At 48.2% G+C, this 18,326-nt stretch carries 18 protein-coding genes; 13 read left to right on the forward strand and 5 right to left on the reverse strand.

Annotation, left to right across the window (positions count from 1 at the left end):
- The first annotated feature begins 1 nt into the window (after position 1).
- Positions 2–691, forward strand: a complete 690-nt coding sequence (locus AB3351_RS04510; RefSeq protein WP_371145931.1) for a DUF4166 domain-containing protein — start codon at positions 2–4, stop codon at positions 689–691.
- The gene (locus AB3351_RS04515; RefSeq protein WP_371145932.1) at positions 688–2,373 is read left to right on the forward strand and encodes a YndJ family protein; all 1,686 of its coding nucleotides are present in this window, start codon (positions 688–690) and stop codon (positions 2,371–2,373) included. The genes AB3351_RS04510 and AB3351_RS04515 overlap by 4 nt, the downstream gene beginning before the upstream one ends.
- On the opposite strand, the gene AB3351_RS04520 is transcribed toward AB3351_RS04515, so the two are convergent.
- From AB3351_RS04520 to fdhF, 3 genes are all read right to left on the reverse strand, one after another.
- Positions 2,339–2,602 (reverse strand): hypothetical protein, encoded by a 264-nt coding sequence (locus AB3351_RS04520; protein WP_371145933.1) that lies wholly within the window; start codon positions 2,600–2,602, stop codon positions 2,339–2,341. The two genes, AB3351_RS04515 and AB3351_RS04520, sit on opposite strands and share 35 nt — an antisense overlap.
- A 156-nt stretch (positions 2,603–2,758) precedes the next feature.
- On the reverse strand, positions 2,759–3,307 hold the full coding sequence (locus tag AB3351_RS04525; RefSeq protein ID WP_371145934.1) for a helical membrane plugin domain-containing protein: 549 nt from the start codon (positions 3,305–3,307) through the stop codon (positions 2,759–2,761).
- Positions 3,282–6,263, reverse strand: coding sequence for a formate dehydrogenase subunit alpha (gene fdhF, locus AB3351_RS04530; RefSeq protein WP_371145935.1), 2,982 nt, complete (start codon positions 6,261–6,263; stop codon positions 3,282–3,284). The genes AB3351_RS04525 and fdhF overlap by 26 nt, the downstream gene beginning before the upstream one ends.
- Positions 6,264–6,580: 317 nt before the next feature.
- Here fdhF and AB3351_RS04535 point away from each other — a divergent pair, with 317 nt between their 5' ends.
- From AB3351_RS04535 to AB3351_RS04555, 5 genes are all read left to right on the forward strand, one after another.
- Positions 6,581–7,120, forward strand: coding sequence for a peroxiredoxin (locus AB3351_RS04535; protein WP_371145936.1), 540 nt, complete (start codon positions 6,581–6,583; stop codon positions 7,118–7,120).
- A gap of 18 nt (positions 7,121–7,138) precedes the next feature.
- Positions 7,139–7,594, forward strand: coding sequence for a redoxin domain-containing protein (locus AB3351_RS04540; protein WP_371145937.1), 456 nt, complete (start codon positions 7,139–7,141; stop codon positions 7,592–7,594).
- A 124-nt stretch (positions 7,595–7,718) separates the two neighbouring features.
- Complete coding sequence (locus AB3351_RS04545) at positions 7,719–8,687, forward strand: phosphotransferase enzyme family protein (RefSeq protein WP_371145938.1); 969 nt, start codon at positions 7,719–7,721, stop codon at positions 8,685–8,687.
- Positions 8,688–8,749: 62 nt separating this feature from the next.
- Positions 8,750–10,093 carry a glycosyltransferase family A protein gene (locus tag AB3351_RS04550; RefSeq protein ID WP_371145939.1) on the forward strand — a complete coding sequence of 448 codons (1,344 nt, stop codon included), beginning with the start codon at positions 8,750–8,752 and terminating at the stop codon, positions 10,091–10,093.
- A gap of 157 nt (positions 10,094–10,250) precedes the next feature.
- The gene (locus AB3351_RS04555) at positions 10,251–11,036 is read left to right on the forward strand and encodes a hypothetical protein (protein ID WP_371145940.1); all 786 of its coding nucleotides are present in this window, start codon (positions 10,251–10,253) and stop codon (positions 11,034–11,036) included.
- Here AB3351_RS04555 and AB3351_RS04560 read toward each other — a convergent pair.
- Positions 11,029–11,601: a methylated-DNA--[protein]-cysteine S-methyltransferase gene (locus AB3351_RS04560; RefSeq protein ID WP_371145941.1), complete on the reverse strand. Its 573-nt coding sequence runs from the start codon at positions 11,599–11,601 to the stop codon at positions 11,029–11,031. The genes AB3351_RS04555 and AB3351_RS04560 overlap by 8 nt on opposite strands.
- Entirely contained in the window at positions 11,588–12,205 is a 618-nt protein-coding gene (locus AB3351_RS04565; RefSeq protein ID WP_371145942.1) for a bifunctional transcriptional activator/DNA repair enzyme AdaA, read from the reverse strand. Before AB3351_RS04565 ends, AB3351_RS04560 begins: the two co-directional genes overlap by 14 nt.
- A gap of 245 nt (positions 12,206–12,450) precedes the next feature.
- On the opposite strand from AB3351_RS04565, the gene AB3351_RS04570 reads away from it, so the two are divergent.
- From AB3351_RS04570 to AB3351_RS04595, 6 genes are all read left to right on the forward strand, one after another.
- Positions 12,451–12,822: a cell wall hydrolase gene (locus tag AB3351_RS04570; protein ID WP_371146264.1), complete on the forward strand. Its 372-nt coding sequence runs from the start codon at positions 12,451–12,453 to the stop codon at positions 12,820–12,822.
- An 11-nt stretch (positions 12,823–12,833) separates the two neighbouring features.
- Positions 12,834–13,265, forward strand: a complete 432-nt coding sequence (gerQ, locus tag AB3351_RS04575; RefSeq protein WP_371145943.1) for a spore coat protein GerQ — start codon at positions 12,834–12,836, stop codon at positions 13,263–13,265.
- A gap of 191 nt (positions 13,266–13,456) precedes the next feature.
- A complete protein-coding gene (locus AB3351_RS04580; protein ID WP_371145944.1) occupies positions 13,457–15,367 on the forward strand; it encodes a PTS fructose transporter subunit IIABC in 1,911 nt (636 codons plus the stop codon).
- Between the two features lie 20 nt (positions 15,368–15,387).
- On the forward strand, positions 15,388–15,654 hold the full coding sequence (locus AB3351_RS04585) for a phosphocarrier protein HPr (protein WP_371145945.1): 267 nt from the start codon (positions 15,388–15,390) through the stop codon (positions 15,652–15,654).
- The gene (gene ptsP / locus AB3351_RS04590) at positions 15,654–17,387 is read left to right on the forward strand and encodes a phosphoenolpyruvate--protein phosphotransferase (protein ID WP_371145946.1); all 1,734 of its coding nucleotides are present in this window, start codon (positions 15,654–15,656) and stop codon (positions 17,385–17,387) included. The genes AB3351_RS04585 and ptsP overlap by 1 nt, the downstream gene beginning before the upstream one ends.
- Positions 17,388–17,532: 145 nt before the next feature.
- Entirely contained in the window at positions 17,533–18,300 is a 768-nt protein-coding gene (locus AB3351_RS04595; protein WP_371145947.1) for an IclR family transcriptional regulator, read from the forward strand.
- Positions 18,301–18,326: the final 26 nt, after the last annotated feature.

Raw genomic sequence — 18,326 nt, forward strand, 5'->3', positions numbered from 1 at the left:
CATGAAGTCGATCTATCAGCTAGCCTTAGGGGAGCGATATGAGCGCCTGCATCCTAAGCTGCAGGAGAAATTTGGATTGACGAGTACCTGTGGAAGAGCTGCGATCTCACACGGTACAATGGAAGAAATTCGCGGGGGTTGGGCGTTTTTGCGTCCGCTTTTTTACTTGGGAACGAAGAGACGGATGGTGTTTCCAGAGAGGGGGCGGCATATACCGTTTCGGTTGGAGAACTATGCCTATCGTGATTCTTATGCAAGGGAATGTGTCATTTGGGCGCGTGCCTTTCAGTTTCCAACACGTACGCGTCATTTTGATGCGGTAATGGTCTACAATAGGCAAAAAAAGAGCATTGTTGATTATTTCGGTTCACATCAAGATTTTGTATCGGATTTAGAGTTAAACATACTTGAGGATGGCGGAATTCGCATAGTATCGACCGGGCAATGGATGCTTATCGGTCAGACGTCTGTCCGGCTTCCTGCATGGCTTAGAGCAGATGCGGATGTGACGGAGCGCTATCATGAAGATGCTGATATGTTTTCCATCCATGTTCGGGTGCGTAATCCGCTCATTGGAACTTTATTTGAGTACATAGGCCGCTTCCGCACATCCTATATTGATATATCGCCAGGCGAGGTGCCGGGTCGTGTGAAACCGGTGAAAGAGCGCAGTCTAGAAGGAGAGATATGATGAATAGAGGGGCGTGGATGTGCATCGGAGTAGGCATGGTGCTATGGCTTTTGAGTTGGGTTGTGCTGTCTGTAGGGTATATCGAGCGATTATTGCTGTTTGCTTTTTTTGTTACGGTTCCGCTCGCGCTATTGATTACGAAGAGTAGGAGTCGATATGGGAAAACATCTCAACTCTATCGAACGATTCGGCGGTTGCATATCCCGCTTGCCGTGCTTGGTGCTCTATCGTTTGTCTACCCGGCTGGGCCGATTGCAGGATTGCTTTCGCTGGGGTGGTTGTTGTTTACGTGCATAGTTGGATGGTATGGACTGCTTCGTTTTTTGGAACGGGGCTTTTATTTTTTGGAGGAATTTTGTATTGATGCGGGTCTGATGTATATGATGCTGGGTGGCTTCTGGTTTACGGCACAACGCTTCGGACTGAATATTATGCACTTTGGCAGTCTCATCATTTTATTAACAGCCATCCATTTTCACTTTTCTTCGCTTTCGGTTCCTATTTGCAGTGGACTTGTTGGGCGTATGGTTGAGAAGGGACGTCTGTATCGCTTTATGGCTATAGGCAATACGATCAGCCCGCTGCTTATCGCGGTTGGTATTACGTATTCGCGTACAATGGAATGGCTTGCGGTGCTGTTTTTTGCCTGCTGTATTATGATTTATGTGTACTATACGTTTGCTCTTACCCGTTCTATACATGCGAGTAGATATGCAAAGGCATTGCTGCTGCTCTCCTCGCTGTCACTTCTTTTTACAATCGGATTTGCTATAGCGTATGGGGTGGGAAGAGGATTTGGGATGGAGGTGGTCTCCATTCCAACGATGGTGCTTGTCCACGGGACAGGCAATGCATTTGGCTTTGTATTTCTTGGTTTTCTTGCCTGGGCCTATATCCATCCCGAGGCGCGCTTTCCTGCTTCTAGTATTCCGCACAGCCGCATGCGAGGGAGAGGGCGAATCGGTGCTGATTTTCTCGAGCGGAATGGATGGATAGATTCTTCTCGCGCGCAGTGTACTGGTTTGGTTGATGACTTTTCCGTGTATGAGAGTCGGTTCTTTCATATCGCTCGCCTGAATTCCCGCATTCAACATTTCTATGAGCATACGCTTGCATATGAACTTGAAGCGTGGGTGCGATGGTTGAATATGTTTGGGATTTTATCACGGGTATACAAGCCGCTTGCAGAGCGAATGGAGCAGCTTAACCTTCCGCTGAATCATACGGACGGTCCAGTAGTGATGGATGGAAGGATTGTTCCTGTACATAGCGCACGGGACGGTAGGGAAAATGTGCGGGCATGGGTGCGCACCGATAAGAAGACAGGTACAGCCGTTTTTGTCGCTGTGTATTCATCCCATACAGATCAAGAGGAGAGGTATATGAATATTGCTCTTCCGCTGCCATTTGGGAACATGACGGGAATTCTGCGAGTAAGACATGACAAATCAGACGGCTTAATCCTAACCAGTGTGCCTCGTGCTGAAGGTGGTGGAGATGAAGGGATTTATTACGCCGTGGCGGGTATGCTTTTCCGTCTGCCGTTGAATGAGACATTTCATGTGCGCGCAGATCAAGAGGGGAAGTTGTATGCCGAGCACCGGATGTGGCTGTTCGGCATACCGTTTCTTTTCCTCTCGTATATGATTACTTCGAACGCATCTTTCTTTGAATGTCGTTAATTTGGCTCATGCTGACACCGCTTTTTAACAGCATGGAGATCAGGGTAAGCGGCGATGGGTTTTTAGCTAACTGCTTGAACTGTTGTGCATACTTGGTCAGCTCCGCTTCTGTGAAGGTTTTCCCTGTAGTTCGTCCTGCCTTCTTTAACGCTGCTTTTACCGCCTTTTCATCCGTCCATTGGCTGCGTGGAATTTCTTTTACGATTTTTATAATCGCATTAATGTCCATAAGATTTGCACTCCCATACAATATTGTGGATATAGTATTGTATGGTATAGGGGAGAAAGCGGAAACGGTACAAGCGTACAATTTGGCCTGGTTGTGCTGCCTGTTTGCATACACCAAAAAGACTGCGGAGGGCCCGCAGTCTTTTCGGTAGAACGGTCAATGTGCAGATTTTTGCTTGAGCGGATCTTGATAGACATGTTCATTCGCTTCGCGTTTGATATGTTCCCGTTCTTTGTGCAACTCTCGGCTCATGCCGCGTAAGAAGTCAAGTCCGGCAACGAGCGCTGAGTTAATCTCCGGATCGCGCAAGGACTTGGCCAGCCCCCAGATTCCGGTGGTGTGTCGATCTTCTGGATTAGCGGCTTGTTCTAATCCGTGCTGAAGCCCTTTGAAGATTCGCTCGGTCTGTATCGGATCCATTTTGCCGAGGAACTGTGAGGCGATAATGAGGTTTTTCATCATAATCGGCAGGTTCGCCACATTAATGAACTTAATGCCAAGAGAGCCCAGTTCCTCTCTATTTTTGAGCATTCCTTGTATGATATCGAGCGCACCGGACGTTTGCATGTCCCGCAGAATATCCAAGAATATAAGAATAGCTTCCCGGCTCTCGCTTATCGCTTGTAGAATCTCGGTTAATGATTCGGCTTGTTTTTCCGCTTCGGTAGGTGTCGCATATTCAATGTGTCGTATCGGCTTCGCCATAACGATCCCTCTCTTTCCGTAGTGTTTCTGCGATCGGCTCGTAATCCGGACGTTCCCACTTTTCTTCTACACGTACGCCCATTTGCGGATTACGTGTGGCGAAGCGGTGATTGTACCTTGGCAGCGGCGGCTCCCCCTCGGCTTCGAGTACCTCAAGGGTTACATCCATTTCCTTATAGTTTGGTGTATGGGTTTCTTTATCATGATAGCTGCTTGTTAGATGGTTGACCGCTTCGTTTTTCTTCGATGTGTTCATAGGAAGATACAGTTCATTGCCCCGTACCCGATCCGTCACAAGTACCCGTACCTCCACTTTGCCATATGGAGAGGTTAAGCGTACCAATGCGCCATCTTTGATCCCGCGTTCCTGTGCTAGTTCCGGAGAGACCTCAAGCCAAGGCCCTGGTACTTTATGGCGCAATCCATTTGATTTATATGTCATATTACCTTCATGGAAATGCTCAAGCAGCCGTCCGTTATTAATATGCAGATCAAATGGTTTTCCCGGTTTGAACGGCGGTGTCCAGTGTACCGGATAAAGACGGGCTTTTCCATCGGCAAACGCGAAGCCGCTCTCGTATAGAAGCGGAGTGTCTGTTCCGTCCGGGTGTACAGGCCAAGTTAGACTCTTCCATCCTTCCAGACGCTCGTAGCTGACACCGGCAAACAAGGGTGCCAAGGAAGCAGCTTCGGCCATAATCTCTCTTGGATGTGTATAGGACCAGTTTGCGCCCAGTCGATTCGCTACTTCCTGAATGATTAGCCAATCCGGCTTCGAATCGCCCAGCGGTTCGAATATTTTATGGAAGCGTTGAATCCGGCGTTCTGTATTTGTGAATGTACCGTCTTTCTCAAGGCTTGGTGCGGCTGGCAGGACGACATCCGCATATTCCGCTGTCTTCGAGAAGAATACGTCTTGTACAACGAAAAATTCCAGCTTGCTAAACGCTTGGGCTACATGGTTCGCATTGGCATCCACCAATGCCATGTCTTCTCCAAAGAGATATAGCGCTTTGATATCGCCTTTATCAATCGCTTCCACCATTTGATGGTTGTCATAACCTGGCTCCTGTGGGAGTTTTACGCCCCAAGCTTTTTCGTACCGCGTTCGTACGCTGTCATCAGAGACCAGCTCATACCCTGGGAACCAAGCAGGCATGGTGCCGAAATCACACGCGCCCTGTACGTTATTATGGCCGCGAAGCGGGTAGGCGCCTGTATGCGGACGGGCGAAGTTACCGGTTGCAAGCAGCAGATTGCAGATAGCCGTACTTGTATCGGTGCCCCCGATGTGCTGGGTGACTCCCATAGCCCAAAGGATGCAGGTTGATCCGGCTTTATGAATCATTTCTGCAACCTGAATTAATGTAGCTTGGGGTATGCCGGATATTTCTTCCGCATAGGCGAGCGTATAGGTTTCCAGGGAAGTGAGGTATTCTTCAAAGCCGTTTACCTTCTTGCGCAGGAAATCGCGGTCTTCTAAGCCCTGATCAATGATGTATTTGGTGACGGCAGAGAGCCAGACGAGGTCCGTGCCTGGATTCGGAGTCAGGTGGATGTCAGCACGCTCAGCCATCTCGTTCTTGCGCAGGTCAGAGACGATGAGTTTTTGTCCGTGCAGCTTATGTGCTCGTTTGACACGGGTAGCAAGTACGGGATGCGATTCTGCAGGGTTTGCTCCGATGATGATGACAAGGCCCGCTCCTGCAATATCCCGGATGCTTCCGGTGTCGCCGCCATATCCGACCGTACGCATAAGTCCTGCAGTAGCGGGAGACTGGCAGTAGCGTGAGCAGTTGTCTACGTTGTTTGTTTGCATGATCGCGCGCGCGAATTTCTGGAACAGGTAGTTTTCTTCGTTGCTGCATTTTGAGGATGCAATATATCCGATCGCATTCGCCCCGTGCTGTTCTTTAATGCCTCCTAGCTTTTCTGCGATCAGGCTTAGCGCTTCATCCCAGCTCGCTTCGACAAATCGGTCGCCGCGGCGGATGAGCGGCTTTTTCAATCGATCCTCACTATTGACGAAATCCCAACCCCATTTTCCCTTCACACAGGTAGAGATACCATTAACCGGCGCTTCCTCCTGCGGTTCGACTTTTAGGATATGGCGGTCTTTGGTCCAGATCTCGAAGCTGCAGCCGACCCCGCAGTATGTACAGACAGTTTTCGTACGTTGAATACGTGACTTGCGCATGGATGCTTCCATCTCGGATACCATGAAGATCTCCCGATACCCGGGCTCTACTTCCTTCGTTAAGTCGATCATTGGTGCGAGCACATTCCCAGTAATGCCTGTCAAGTATCCTGCTTCACCCAGCATGGATGTCTCCATCAAAGCATTGCACGGACAGACCGAGACGCAATGTCCGCAGGAGACGCAGGAGGATTGATCAATCGGCACATCCTGATCCCAGATGACACGCGGATTCTCGCGGCTCCAATCAATGCTGAGCGTCTCATTGACCTGTAAATCCTGACACGCTTCTACACAGCGCGCACAGAGAATACATTGATCAGGCTCATAACGGTAAAAAGGATGGGAGAAGTCGGGTTCATACGGTTTTGCTTCAAATTCATATTTCTGATGCTCCATCTCCAGGTACTCGGTTGTGTTGTGCACCTTGCAGTTTCCGTTGTTATTATCACAGACCGTACAGTATAGCTCATGGTTTTTTAATATGCGCGACATCGCTTCGGATTGCGCTTCTTTTACAATTGAGGAAGTAGTGGCTACCTGCATGTCAGACGCTATTTCTGTAACACAGGCGCGTTTTAATTCCCCGTCTACTTCAACAAGACACGTGTCGCATGTTTGCATTGAGCCGAGCTGCGAATGATAGCAAATATTTGGGATGAAACAATCATGTCCTTCGGCTGCGGACAGAATGGTTTCGCCCTTTTTAGCATGCACTTCTTTGTTGTTTAAACGAAATGAAATGCGGTTTTCATCCATGGAACGTATCACCTCTACCTCTGTAAATTCACCTGTATTTTACCCTTATAGTAAAAAATAAAACCGGAGGATATTCCTTATCTATAAATGAAAAGAAAAAGGTGGAGAAGTCTTGACTTGTTTTCGTTATTAAATTATAATCATTTCATGTAAGGAACAATAACTATAAAGAGAAAAACTTACGAAAAAGGTGCAACAGACGGAGATGAAGCCGGTGCGCCAGTACGTAGAGAATTGTGATTTGGGATGGCGCTAATCCGGCCTACGGCTTAGGATACAGCATGAACAGATACATTATTTCAGGAGGGATTTTTATTATGGCAGAACGTTTAGTAGGTAAGAAAGCTCCAGACTTTACAATGGATACAGTACTTGGGAACGGACAAGAATTCGGTAAGGCATCGCTTGCTGATTATCGTGGCAAATGGCTGATTCTGTTTTTCTATCCGATGGATTTCACATTCGTGTGTCCGACAGAAATTACTGCAATCAGCGATGCGTATGAAAGATTTGCTGAGCTTGATACGGAAATTCTCGGTGCTTCCACCGATTCTGTATATACACACAGCGCATGGATCAATACATCCCGCGACGACAACGGACTGGGTGTGCTGAATTTCCCGCTTGCAGCCGATTTAACGCACAAAGTTGCGCGTGATTATGGTATTTTAGTAGAAGATAAAGGTGTAGCGCAGCGCGGATTATTCATCATCGACCCGGAAGGCGAATTAAAATACCAGGTTGTAACCGATGATAATGTAGGGCGCTCCGTAGATGAGACGCTCCGCGTGCTTCAAGCGCTGCAGGCGGGCGGCCTGTGCCCGGCCAACTGGAAACCAGGCATGAACACATTATAATTCGGGAGGGCGATTCGTATGCCAATGAGACTGAAAACCCCGATGCCTTCGCTTGCCGGGGCAACGGAATGGTTCAATAATGAAGGCTTTACACCAGAAGATCTAGCGGGACATCCTGTGCTGATCCACTTCTGGGCGGTATCGTGCCACATTTGCCATGAAGTGATGGATGAAGTCGTATCCTATGTGGATGCGTACAAAGACCACGGGCTGAAAGTCGTCGGCATTCACATGCCAAAGCAGGAAGGTGACCTTGATGTCGCGAAAGTAAAAAGAGACATTGAGCAGTATAACATCGTGCAGCCGGTAGCTGTGGATAATACGCACGCCATGACCGATGCATTTGAGAACCAATTTGTTCCTGCTTTCTTCCTTTTTGATAAGGAAGGCAAGCTCGTGTATCGGGCTGCAGGTGATAAAGGCTTCAAGAATGTGAAATCGAAAATTGAAGAACTGCTGGGTATTACCCAGTAACGTAACACAGCAGAAGGACTGTCGGAGGTAAGAGCCGGCAGTTCTTTTTTTAGTAAGATAGAAAAGGAAATAGCAGGAAAGGAGAGGAACTATACATATACAGTAAAAAAAGGAGCGATGTGCAATGGAAGTGGCGGTAGAGAATGTTTTTACAGATGAAATTATAAAGGAAGGGGCGGAGTGCTTCGGGGTGATAGCCGGGAAGCAGGTGGGGGATTTTGAGAACTATCTGTATGAAGCGAGGGATTGTAACGGACAGAAATATGTGCTTCGGTTTACGCATTCATCACATCGAACGTTTGCGCAGATGGATGCGGAATTATCCTTTCTTGAATATGTGGGAAGCCGTGGAGCAAGGGTAGCGCGTCCGCATCGCTCGCGAGATGGCAACTTGGTCGAAGAGGCAGCAGCGGCGGACGGTACCGTTTTTTTTATGGCCTTGTTTGAATTTGCCCCGGGAGAGCGTGTGCAGGAAGGAGATGCGACGGTATGGAATGAGCAACTGTTTTATACATGGGGCAAAACCATCGGAGCACTTCATCGAATCACAATGGATTATCCAAAAACGAAAGTGCGGCCGGATTGGCAGGAGAACGAATGGAACATTGTTCACAGCATGGAAGAGGTTGAAATCAGAGAGATTGCCCAGGAGATTACTGCGGACATTCAAAAGCTGCCTCGCACCAAGGCTACCTTCGGACTTGTGCATGGGGATATTCATCATGGAAATTTTCATTATATGGACGGAAACATCACCGTATTTGATTTTGATGATGCGATGTATCATTATTTTATTCACGATATTGCTATTGTGCTGTACTATTCGCTGCTTCGACAGGAACGAACGGAAGCGGAGAGAGCCGCCTTTGCCCGCATGCAGCTAGCCGCTCTGCGGAACGGGTATGAAACCGAGCATCGATTAGAAGATATGTGGTATGAATCGATTCCGTTATTTATGCGAATGCGTGATCTTACGCTGTACGGTACCCTATGCAAAAAGTTCGCGGGCAAAGAAATGCCGGACGTGTTTAAGAAAATGGCAGCCTCCATCCATAAGCGTATTCTCGCACGCAAAAGTTCGATGGAGCTATAGCTTTTGTCCACACACTCTGTTTCGTCCTAGCGAATAGCATGGAAGAAAAGGGAGGGTGGCCGATGGCAGACATAGGTATTGTTATGCCGGTATATTATCAGAATCCGGATCATCTCCGTACGGCAATTCAGACGGTGCTTGATCAGACATACCGGAATTTCGAGCTGATTATTGTGGTAGACGGGGCGCAAGAGATGGTTCCTCTTATTCAAGCATATGTGCAGGGGGATATAAGGGTACATATCCTGTTCTATGAACAGAATCAAGGGGTAGCTCATGCGCTAAATATAGGATTTGCGCGGATACTTAAGAACCCGGATATTGAATATGTTACATGGGTTTCGAGTGATAATGTGCACTATCCGTATATGCTTGAGAGTATGCATCGGGAAATAACCCGTTGTCCGCCTGAAGTAGGAATCGTATACAGCAGTTTTAATCGGATTCTCCCGGATGGCTCGCCTGCCCATCCCCCGTCTTTTTTAAATGAACTGCACCAGTGGCAGAATCAGCCGAAAGAACGTCTTCTTTCCCATTGCACGATCGGCCCTGCCTTTCTGCATCGTGTTTCCTTCTGTAAGATGGTCGGTGATTATCGTTTCACCCTTGTCCAGGATTATGATTATTGGCTGCGCATGACAGATTATTGTGAAATTAGATACATTCCAGATCAGTTAATGGCCTACCGTGTAGAATCCAAGTACAGTCTTACTACCCAGGCAAAGGAGACGAAAGAGAAGGAAGAATTTCTCTGGAAGGAGATGCGCATAGCGCAGACTGAAGCAAAACGACGCAGAAAGAAGGGGAGCAGGTCTTTGTTGATAGCAGGACAGATCAGCCCGTTTGTGGACGCATCGAATGTATGGGGGAAGACGCATGTTGTGGAGGTTACTTCCGCCAAGTCCTCTTCATCCGTAGCGCATACGCTACAGAAAGAACGTGTGGACGTAACCGTTCTGTATTTTATTGAAGACCTAGAAAGGCCGACAGTAGAGGTCTTCCTTCAACTGTATCCGGTACTTACTGCATTCAGTCAGGTATGGCTGCTTTCTGCTTCACCATACGGGGATGCGGGTCGGCTTGCAGATGCCGTAAAAAAGAGGTTTGGGACAATATTACACGTTGCAAACACCCCGTATGCCAGCATGTATACCGCCGTAAAAGCCGCAATAGAAAACATCACGACAACGTATACGGTCATTTTGCGAACACCGGCTGCGGGAATAGATTGGAGTTGGATTAAAGAAGCAGTATCGAAGCATGAACAGGACAGGAGCCGTATTCATGCTGTGTTTCGCAAGGGAAATATGCTCCGCACGCAGATTGCTCCGGGAAGGTTGGTTCATGCTGAATACGTATATCGGACCGAAGTGTTGCAGCGCCTTATATTTGGTGGAAGAGCTTAGTGGAGGTGGCTGTAGAGCCGTATGAAAAAAGGAGGAGAATGACCGTACTATTGGAGGAATTTTCTTCTCGTGCGCTTTTTCCAATGAATGTTGCGTTATAGTGTAGCAAAGAGGTAAAAAAGGGTAGAGTTGGAAAAAGAAACGGAGGAACCTTCATATGAGACAAAAAGTGCAATTTTTTGTTGCCGGCGTTCTTGCTCTTTCTCTGGGAAGCGGCCAGGGTGCCGCCTTTGTCGAACCAGTATCTTCTAAACCTTCTCCGAATAAATCCGGTCCCATTCCTTCTCCACAGCAGCAGGAGGAGGCGAAGCAGCTGGCCGTACAAGCGATGCGTAATCAGACCGCCCTTGCTTCATTCCGCCACAACACTACCATATTGGTTACATCTGTATATACCGACGGTAAAAAAGAAGGATCGACCATTAAATCAACAGGTGAATATACAAAGAAAGGCTACCATGAAACATCGCAATTGCTAGATGAAGAACAAGAACCCTTGCACAAGGAAATCTATTATGCAGATAGCCACCTTTATATGGGCAGTCAAGAAAAGGGGGCGGATGGATGGCAGTGGAAGAATATGAAAACGCCTCAGGATTATGCCGTACCTGCTTTTGAGGCAAATGTACTGCCATTTCCATTCAGTGATGTAAGCCAGTTGCGATTTACGCAGGTTAGCCCCCAGCGTATTGCTTTTCATGGACAACGCAAAGATCAAGTCCCAGCATCGCTCGCATCGGTTACGGTAGAAGGTACGCTGACGCTTGATGCGTCTAAGAAACGGATCGTACAGGCCTGTATTAAAGAAAAAGTAATGGTAAATCCAAACAATAAAAAAGCAGGGCCGGTACGTGAAACCATAACAGATCGCGATGTGTCTTTTTATGACATCAACGAAGCAATAAATATCGAGGTGCCGCAAGAAGCGAAGAATTTCAAATAAGAACCTTTGGATCAGAAGGCAGATCAAGCCCGCCTGTTTTTACGGCGGGTTTTGCTTTCTCTAAAAACAGCAGATCTTCCTTCATGCGAAGCCCTCCTCTATAGCCTGTCAGCTTTCCGTTTTTACCGATGACACGGTGACATGGGATCGCAACTAACAAGGGGTTGGCCCCAATAGCAGATCCAACAGCACGTACGGCATATGGTTTTTGAATATGTGTTGCAATATCCGAGTAAGAGTATGTGCAGCCGTATGGTATATTGCATAATGCGTTCCATACGGTTACTTGAAATGGGGTTCCATAGAAATCAAGCGGAAATGTAAAAACGGTGCGCTGCCCTTGAAAATATTCGATGAATTGATTCGTATAGAGCTGAAGCCTGTGTGCATCCTGTTCCAAAACATACGTTGGCAGTCGGCTCTTAGCCCATTGTGCCAACTCGTCAAATCCCTTGTTCTGAGAACCTACATAACATAGCCCGTCTTCTGTTGCAGCCATATACATCTTCCACTGATTATACACAAACAAGTTCCAATAGAGATGTTGCTTGCTATTTCCCTCCATTAGACAATCCCTCCATCGTGTGCTTTCCGCCGTTTATATGCCGATAGCCTGTAGGTGTATACCCTGTCATCTTTTTGAATAGCGTTGCAAAATAAGCCGGATTAGGCATACCTATCGCGAGGCTGATCTCAGTAATGTTTTTATTCGTAGCCATAAGATAGTGAGCGGCTTTGGAAACTCTTATTTGCTGGATATAGTCAATCGGAGTGATTCCCTTAATGCGTTTGAATGTACGCTGCAAATGATAGGGACTCCCGTGGCACATATCGGCCAATGTTTTCAGTGTGAGTGCCTCGTAATAATGCGTGTCGATGAAGTCGATGATTTGTGCTACCCATTCTTCATCGGGGAGTTGGAGACCGTTTGGCTTGCATCGCTTACATGGGCGGAACTTAGCTGATAGGGCCTGCTGCGCATGCAAAAAGATTCGTACATTGTGTATGTTAGGAGGTCTCGATTTGCAGGATGGACGACAAAAAATCCCCGTGGTTTTTACCGCATAATAGAATTTGTCGTCATAGGATGCGTCATTGTGGATAATGGCTTGCCACCATTCGGCCGGTATAGGATGCGCCCCGATTTCATCGAGTGTTTTGGTATCCATAACATCACCTCCACAGACAGTATAACCCGAATGATTGATACGTGTCTGCTTCTGCGAATGTAAGAGCAAGATGACAAAGATCGGCAGCTTGCTGTATAAAATAGTACACGGCGAAAGGTTATTTTTTTACATAGGCGAATCACCATTTTTTCTCTTCTTCAATATGATAAGTACAGAGCAGGGAGGTGGCAGATGTGGCTGTTGTGCGTGCAACGGAGAACGACGTCAAATTGCTGGCAAGGCTCATGCGTGCAGAAGCAGAAGGTGAAGGCGATCTGGGTATGCTTATGGTGGGAAATGTAGGGGTAAATCGGATTCGGGGCGATTGTTTGGATTTTAAGCCCATCACAAATATGAATCAGATGGTCTTTCAAACACCAGGAGGGTTTGAAGCGACACAAAAAGGATATTTCTACCAGAGGGCAAGGCCGAATGAGATTCGATTAGCAAGAAAAGTAATCAACGGAGAACGATTTGATCCAGCCCGGTTTGCGCTCTGGTTTTTCAGACCATCAGGTGCTTGTCCGGATAGATGGTACAATCAACCGAATTCGGGTCGGTATAAGTCGCACTGCTTTTTCCAACCAAATCAAGGCGAATGTCCTACAGTATATTAGGGAGGATGACAATGTCTTACATGTATAATCCAGGTGGAATGAACGTACAGTCTCCGCAGTACGGATATGGATGGAGTATGCCGGGTACACAGAGCGGGACGCCCTCAACATCGCAACCCGTGCAGACTACACCTTCTATGGGGCAGGGTGGCACCATGCTTCCGATTGAACAATCGTATATCGAAAACATTCTTCGTCTTAATCGTGGCAAGACGGCTGATGTGCATATGACGTTCGACCATGAAGGCGGCAGTCAGTCCAAAATATTTCGGGGTGTAATTGAGGCAGCCGGACGTGACCATATCATTCTCAGTGAACCATCTACAGGTAAGCGATATTTACTGTTGACCGTGTATTTAGATTATATAACATTCGATGAGCCGATCGCTTACAGTTATCCATTTGGCGGCACCGCGCCGCTCACCACATATTCGCCAAGATAGGCTGGGGAGCGGCAGACGAGTGAAGCGGCACAGCATGAAGCGGCACAGCATGAAGCTGATGCCGCTTTCTAACATACATAAAGAACGGTATACTGAAGGATATTTAATGGGGTAATGTATACAAAAGAAACGTCGCTTATTCATATGCTGCTGCACGGAATGTTCACGCCAATCGAGCGAGGTGAGATACGATGAGGATTACAGAGCTTCTGGAAGCGGATACGATTGTGCTAGACCTATCCGCCACCACAAAGCAGGGGGTAATCGACGAATTAAGCCAGAAGCTGGAGCGGGCGGGTAAGCTGTACGATTTAGAGCGCTTTCGAAAAGCGATTTTTGCGCGTGAAGCGCAGAGCACGACAGGCATCGGCAAAGGAGTTGCATTCCCGCATGCCAAGACGGATGCGGTGAAAACACCTGCGATTGCATTCGGCCGCTCGTCAAAAGGAGTGGCTTACGATGCGTTAGATGGGAAGCCCAGTCATTTGTTCTTTATGATTGCGGTTACGCAAGGCGCAGATACGGTACATTTAGAGACCCTCTCCCGTTTATCCTCTTTAGTCAGGGATGAAGCCCTGCGGCACCGCCTGCTTACAGCATCTACGCAAGAGGAAGTGCTGCACGCAATTAGCGATAAAGAAAACGAACGGGACAAACAGACGGCAGACGCCGCCACAGATCCACTTTCAGCAGACGCACCTGCAGCTCAAGTGCTCGCTGTCACGGCTTGTCCGACAGGAATCGCTCATACGTACATGGCGGCCGATGCATTGAAAGCAAAAGCACAAGAGCTTGGAATTCCGCTTAAAGTGGAGACGAGTGGCGCAGGCGGCATTAAAAATGAATTGAGCAAGGAAGAGATTGATCAAGCCATTGCTGTTATTATAGCGGCGGACAAGCAGGTTGATTTGTCCCGCTTTGCAGGGAAGTGTGTGATTCAAGTTCCTGTCACAATGGGAATCCATAAGCCGCAGGAGCTGCTGGAGAGAGCGGTAAAACAAGATGGACCGATTTGCTGCGGCGGGGAACAGGGCAGCCGGGAGAAGGCGGGTGGGCTGATGCATGGTCTTTATCGGCATTTGATGAATGGCATCTCTCATACGCTTCCTTTTATGATTGGCGGGGGCATATTGGTCGCTCTTGCGCATGCGTTTGGATTTGAGGGGGCGAATCCGAATACAATTGCACAGCATCCGGTGGCGGCAGCGCTTCAAATGATTGGGTCAGAATATGTGCTGACGCTTACCATTCCTGTACTGGCAGCATTTATCGCAATGAGTATCGCTGATCGTTCGGGCTTTGCGCCGGGGATGGTAGGCGGGTTGATGGCTGCGGTTGGTGAGGCAGGTTTTCTTGGTGGATTGCTTGCCGGATTTGCGGCCGGTTATATTAGTAGAGGAGTAAAGAAAGTCTGTGCCGGACTGCCTTCTGTGCTAGACGATGTAAAGCCTGTGCTTATCTATCCTCTATTGGGTATTCTTTGTACAGGCTTGCTTATGATGTATGTGGTGATTATTCCTGCTCAAGCTGTTAATGAGGGAGTGAAAGCCTGGCTGTCTTATATGGGTACGAGCAATCTGATAGTATTCGGGCTGGTTCTGGGTAGTATGATGGCGGTCGATATGGGCGGACCAATGAATAAAATCGCTTATACGTTCGGTCTTGCTATGATCGATGCGGGACAGTATGCGCCGTTTGCCGCTATTATGGCTGGCGGAATGGTACCGCCGCTTGGACTGGCGCTTGCTACAACGTTTTTTGCGAATCGATTCACCCATAAGGAACGAGAGACAGGTAAGGTTGCGTATATACAAGGCTTCTCCTTCATTACGGAAGGAGCCATTCCGTTTGTCGCTGCTGACCCGGTACGTGTGCTGCCTGCGGCTATGGCGGGATCGGCTCTTGCAGGTGCGCTTGCGATGGCTTTTGGTATTAAGCTGCGCGTTCCGCATGGAGGGATCTTCGTGATTCCGATTGTGCAGGGAAGTATTCTTCTTTATATGCTGGCCATTGTAGCCGGGGCCTGTGTGACAGCTCTTCTGGTCGGATTGCTGAAAAAGCCGATTCAGCCACCTACAGAAGAGGCGGATCGAAAGACTTAAACAAAGAAAGGAAGAGGAACATGGTTGAAAAAACATTTGAAATCAAAAATGAATCCGGATTGCATGCACGTCCTGCAACCGCTCTGGTACAGGCCGCGAGCCGTTTTTCTTCTCACATTGAATTGGAATATAAGAATAAAAAAGTAAACCTGAAATCGATCATGGGTGTGATGTCGCTTGCGGTCTCAAAAGGTGCGGTCGTTACAGTAACTGCGGAAGGTGTAGATGAAGTGGAAGCGATAGAAGGGATTGAACATGTAATGAAGAGTCAAGGGCTTGGGGTGTAATGTCGCGGACGCTGCAAGGTGTGGGTGCATCTGCTGGAATTGCGATCGCCAAAGCGTTTGTCCTAAAAGACCGTACATTTCCGATTGAGAAGCGAACGATTGATTCGGCTGTTGATGAGCAGACGCGGCTTATGCGGGCGGTTACTCAGGCTAAAAAAGAAATTGAAGCGATTGGACAGCGTACCCGAAAGGTGATGGGGGAGGAGTATGCGAATATTTTTGCCGCGCACTTGTTAATCTTACAGGACCCAGAGTTTATCGGGCCGATTGAAGATAAGATTTTGACGGAACATGTGAATGCGGACTTTGCAGTGCATAAAGTAGCGGATCAAGTTGCTGCGATGTTTGAGCGCATGGATAATGAGTATATGCAGGAGCGGGCAGCGGATATTCGCGATGTGGCTCAGCGGGTGCTCACTCATCTGTTAGGGATTGAGCGCTTTGATATAGGAGCCATTACCGAAGAGGTGATCATTGTGGCAGAGGATATCACCCCGTCTGATACCGTCCAATTGGATGTTCGCTATATCAAAGGGGTAACAACCAATAGCGGCGCTCATACCTCCCACGCTGTCATTATGGCCCGTTCGCTTGAAATTCCCGCTGTCGTAGGAACAAGGCAGGGAACGAAAGCGATAGAGCATGGAGCATGGCTGATTGTGGACGGGATTGAAGGGAAGGTTATCATCAATCCGAGTAAGAAGGAACTTGCGGTCTATCGGGAAAGGCAGGCTCAGTATAGAGCGCAGCGAGCTGCATGGAGTGAGCTTGTAGATAAGCCGACAATTTCGCGTGATGGCGTACAAGTAAAGGTAGCTGCAAATATCGGAACGCCCGCTGATATCGCCAATGTGCTGAAGAACGGTGCAGAAGGCATTGGGCTTTATCGTACGGAATTCCTTTATATGGGTCGCGGTCATCTTCCTTCAGAGGAGGAGCAGCTTGCTGCCTATAAAACGGTGCTTGAGCGCATGAATGGAAAACCTGTTATCATTCGTACGCTTGATATTGGCGGTGACAAAGAACTGCCGTACTTGTCTCTTCCGCAAGAGATGAATCCATTTCTCGGTTTTCGCGCCATTCGTCTATGTCTGGAGCGGGTCGACGTATTTCGCACACAACTGCGTGCTCTGCTGAGGGCGAGCGTATATGGTCAGCTAAAAATCATGTTTCCCATGATCGCGACGATGACAGAGCTAAAGCAGGCGAAGCAGCTTTTGGCAGAGGAGCGTGCGAAGCTGCAAGCGGAAGGTGTTCCGGTTGCCAAAAGAATTGATGTTGGTATTATGGTGGAGGTTCCTGCCACAGCGCTTATGGCTGATGTGCTGGCTTGCGAAGTAGATTTTTTCAGCATCGGCACCAATGACCTTATTCAATATACGATGGCGGCCGATCGAATGAATGAGAACGTAGCCTATCTATATCAACCGTATCATCCGGCTGTTCTGCGGCTGATTCATATGGTGATCACAGCGGCCCATCGCCAAGGGAAGTGGGTAGGTATGTGTGGAGAGATGGCGGGTGATCCGCTGGCAATCCCGCTGCTGTTTGGCTTAGGCCTTGATGAATTCAGTATGAGTGCTTCCTCCATACTGCCAGCGCGCAGCATGATTCAAGGGCTTGTAAGGGAAGAGGCGAAGCAGCATGCACAAAAGGCGATGACCATGAGCACGGGCGAAGAAGTACTGGACTATGTAAAAAGCACATGGTACACAGCAGGGACACTCAATTGAATCCAGCACACGATCGTAAAACGCCGGCAAGCCTGCATCGCAGTGCTTGCGGGTGTTTTCTTTTTCCGTGTTATGTGGGGCGTCTTACCAAGAAAGGTATGACGTGGATCAAGTAGAATTGATAGGGTGAGAGGGAGGAGATACAATGAGAAACGATGTGGAGATGAAAGGTCAGGGCATTCAATCATTGGAGCAGGGGATTGATATCCTTAAAAAAATAGGGGAAGCAGAAAAACCGCTTTCGATCTCAGAAATTGCCGAGCTTGCAGGTATCTCAAAAAGCAAGCTGCACCGTTATCTTACGAGTTTTTGGCGTACGGGCTTTTTGGAGCGGGATGACTCGCTTCGGTATACAGTTGGTGATGCATTAATCCAAATGGGTCTTAAAGCCTCTCAGCGTATTGACATCAAAGAACAGGCCAAGCCTGCGCTTGTACGTCTGCGGGAGAGGTTAAATGAGACGGTTGCTCTATCCATTTGGGGCGAGAGAGGTCCGTACTTTATTCACATCGAGGAAAGCAACCGCCAGATTACGATCGGCATTCGGGTCGGGTCGCGCGGCAGTATGCTGAATACGACAGCGGGCCAGTTGTTTGCGGCCTATATGCCCGGTACCCAAGTGGAGGAGTTGATTATGCATGAACTACAGCAGGCACCGGATCGTGCAGATGACTTTAAGAGGGTGCTTGCCACCATTAAAGAGAGGGGATATGCGCGAACGACAGAGAGTCTTGTGCCTGGAATTGTTGCGATCGGCTGCCCTATCTTTAATAGAGAAGGAGTGATCGTGGCGACGGTGACGGTGATTGGTCTGCTAGGAGTGCTTGACACCTCCGATGATTCAGATACCGTGTCTCTTCTTAAACAGGAGTGTCTGTCGCTTTCTCGTATGCTAGGATTTCAAGGAACATGATAAAGGCCGGATTTGGCCTTTTTTTG

The sequence above is a fragment of the Aneurinibacillus sp. REN35 genome (assembly GCF_041379945.2).
GTDB lineage: Bacteria > Bacillota > Bacilli > Aneurinibacillales > Aneurinibacillaceae > Aneurinibacillus.